We start from the raw sequence: 2758 nt of genomic DNA, 5'->3' as shown, positions 1-2758 counted from the left end.
CGCGCACCCCATCACCAAACAGGATGGATTCATCTTCCGGAGGGCGTTGTCATCACCGTTGAATAAACGCTTCCTGCTTGGCTGGCTGCCTTTTTAAATGAAAAATTATGGGCGTGCAGCCACAACGTCTTGCCTTGAATTGTATACGCGATGCTGTAGGGTTCAAGAACATGAGCGCAGATATTGCTTACTTTCATATACGTCGTGGCCCAAATGCGCGATAAGTTCCGACACGACGACTGATCGTCAATCAGAAGAGCCTCTGCAATTTGACGATAGCTTCCCTTTGTCGGATAACAAAACTCTTGGACAATATGAACCGATGGATTAAATGCCATTTGATAAATCATTTGATAAACTTTATGAGGCTATTTCTGTATTCTTCCAAATCCCATCTTCAGGCTAAATGACTATAGTTCAGCTTTTCCCCTAGAAAAACACACAAGTTCGATACGCAAAGAAAGATAGTTTCATTTTTGATTCTTTTTTTATTTTGTAATATTTGTTTTTTCAGATATGTATTTTTTTAACTCATTTCTTAATGATCTTCTATCTTTTCCAGCCTCACCTCCTCTGATCGCTTCTTTTAATCTTAGAGGCATTTTTATCTCCAATAGATCACTTTTTTTGTCTTTTATCGCGATCGCATTTCGTTTTTCTACAATTTCTAAATTTTTGATGACATCTAATGCATCTATATAAAGATCAAATATATTTTGATAAAAAGGGATAATGTCTTGAACTACTTGACTTCTGTTTAGAATTAATTCTTTTATTATACCATTAGATTCGTTTATATTGTCTTTAAAAACCAATATATTTTTTCTTAAAGTGTTTATAATTTCTTTTCTTCGGATTATGGTGTATTCTATAGAAGAAAATAATTTGTCATTAGAAACATATTTTTTTGATTCTTCTACTAATCTTTCTTGTTCTTCCATCATTTTACTTTGTTCTTCTATAGCCCATTCCACTTCCTTTTTAAAAAATGTCTCAACAAAATATTGTGCTGTTAATGCTTTATCTTGAGGAGATAGAACAATCTTTTTTGATTTCTTTGAAAAATCCTCTAGATTCAGATCCTGGACAAGTTCTTCTATAAAAATTTTAAAACTACTAAAAATTTTTTTTAAAAATTCTTCTCTTTCTTGTAAAGATATAGGCCCTAATTTCATTGTATTAATAATTAAACTTATGTCATTTTTTAATGTTTCAGAAATTTCCGCTTGAGCTAAATTAGATTGCACCAACGTAGCGCAAAAAATAAAAAAAGCATTTTTATTCATTTTGTTTTTTTTTATATACTATTTAACTACAATATAAATAAAAAAAATAAATAAAACGTCAATAAAGAATAAAAAGAATAGGAATAAAAATATTTTTTTTTGCACATTGACTTTTAGAAAATATTTTGAGACAATCGTAGAAGTTTTTGATATTTTTTTGAGACTAAAATGGAAAATTTAAATTACGTCGAGTTAATCGCAGAATCTTCTAAAACCCACAATGTTCTTATAGATTTTTTTGCTACTTGGTGCCCCCCTTGTCAGGCACTTGTTCCCATTTTAGAATCACTTTCAAAAGATGCAGCTTGGCTTGATTTTCTGAAAATTATAAAAATTAATATTGATCAGAATCCTTCTATTGCAACGAAATATCGTATTCAATCTCTTCCGACTCTTGTGCTTATTCCCAAGCATCCTCAGGAAGTACAAGAGGTTGCCCGTCATATTGGAGGAATATCTGAAAAGGCGTTAATTGAATGGTTGAATTTTCATCAGATTCAAAACAAGTAGTGCACTATACCTTTTCAGATTTTGATCCTTGTCTTTGCCCTGGGTGGAGTATCCCTCATGGATTTTTTCCAGGGACGGTTAAAGGGCGAAATATGAGTGTGGGGTACAAGAGTATAGGAACGTACTTAAAAAATCGTCGCGACCTAGTTTTTTCTTTACGTATGGATCCTGAAAAGATGATGTTTCCTTGCCAGGTACACGGGGGAGATGTTTTTATAGTAACTAAAGATATTCCTTCTGATGCCCCTGATTGCGATGGATTAGTGACAGATGTTCCCGGTATTACTTTATGCGTTTCTACAGCAGATTGTGCTCCTGTCATGTTTTGGGATACAGAAAGTGTTGTAGGTATTTGTCATGCAGGATGGAAAGGAGTTTTTTTAGGAGTGCTAGAAAATACGTTGGCAGCAGTTAGGAGTGTTTCAAAGTCTCCTCTAAAAGTTCAAGCTTGCATAGGTCCCACAATTCGTCTTAAAAATTATGAAGTTTCTTGTGATTTTTATCATAGTTTTATTAAAGAAGATCCAGAGAGCTGCAATTTTTTTCAAAAAGAAGAGAAGCTATTTTTTGATTTACCTGGATATATCGCCTTTAGGCTTTCAAAAAAGGAATGCAAAGTATTCGATACCCTGGAAGATACGTACGAATCAAGATTTTTTAGCCGAAGACACCACAAGAAGCAAAATTTTTGTTGCGAGTATGGATTTGGTTCAATGATTGGGCTTCCTATTTAAATTTTTACGTTTTAATATTCAGTAGACATCTTCGGAAACTATCATTTAGTTAGCTCCATAGTATAAATAGAAGAAATAAGATCAAATCCTAAGGCAAAATCCTTTTTTCCTATTTTTGCGGCGATGAGTTTAAATCGTTTAAGCTATTCGATAATAGTTTCATTCACCTTTCTTTCGCTTGAAAGTTTTTTATTTTTATCTTCTTTCGTTAAAGGGTTTTTATTACTT

4 protein-coding genes are annotated in these 2758 nt (G+C 32.8%); 2 read left to right on the top strand and 2 right to left on the bottom strand.

All coding sequences use genetic code 11. The annotated features are described in order from the left end of the window. Positions 1-29: 29 nt before the first annotated feature. Complete coding sequence (locus tag K737_RS10200) at positions 30-350, bottom strand: helix-turn-helix domain-containing protein (protein WP_024161310.1); 321 nt, start codon at positions 348-350, stop codon at positions 30-32. A gap of 138 nt (positions 351-488) precedes the next feature. Continuing rightward, the gene (locus K737_RS00460) at positions 489-1286 is read right to left on the bottom strand and encodes a hypothetical protein (RefSeq protein ID WP_006288209.1); all 798 of its coding nucleotides are present in this window, start codon (positions 1284-1286) and stop codon (positions 489-491) included. 168 nt (positions 1287-1454) lie between these two features. Between K737_RS00460 and K737_RS00455 the strand changes: the two genes are divergently transcribed. Next, positions 1455-1796, top strand: a complete 342-nt coding sequence (locus K737_RS00455; RefSeq protein WP_006288207.1) for a thioredoxin family protein — start codon at positions 1455-1457, stop codon at positions 1794-1796. Continuing rightward, positions 1763-2530 carry a polyphenol oxidase family protein gene (locus K737_RS00450; protein ID WP_006288206.1) on the top strand — a complete coding sequence of 256 codons (768 nt, stop codon included), beginning with the start codon at positions 1763-1765 and terminating at the stop codon, positions 2528-2530. The genes K737_RS00455 and K737_RS00450 overlap by 34 nt, the downstream gene beginning before the upstream one ends. Positions 2531-2758: the final 228 nt, after the last annotated feature.

Source organism: Holospora undulata HU1 (assembly GCF_000388175.3).
Classification (GTDB): domain Bacteria; phylum Pseudomonadota; class Alphaproteobacteria; order Holosporales; family Holosporaceae; genus Holospora; species Holospora undulata_A.
Note: the sequence above shows the minus strand (reverse complement) of the source record. Positions and strands in the feature narration are given on the sequence as shown.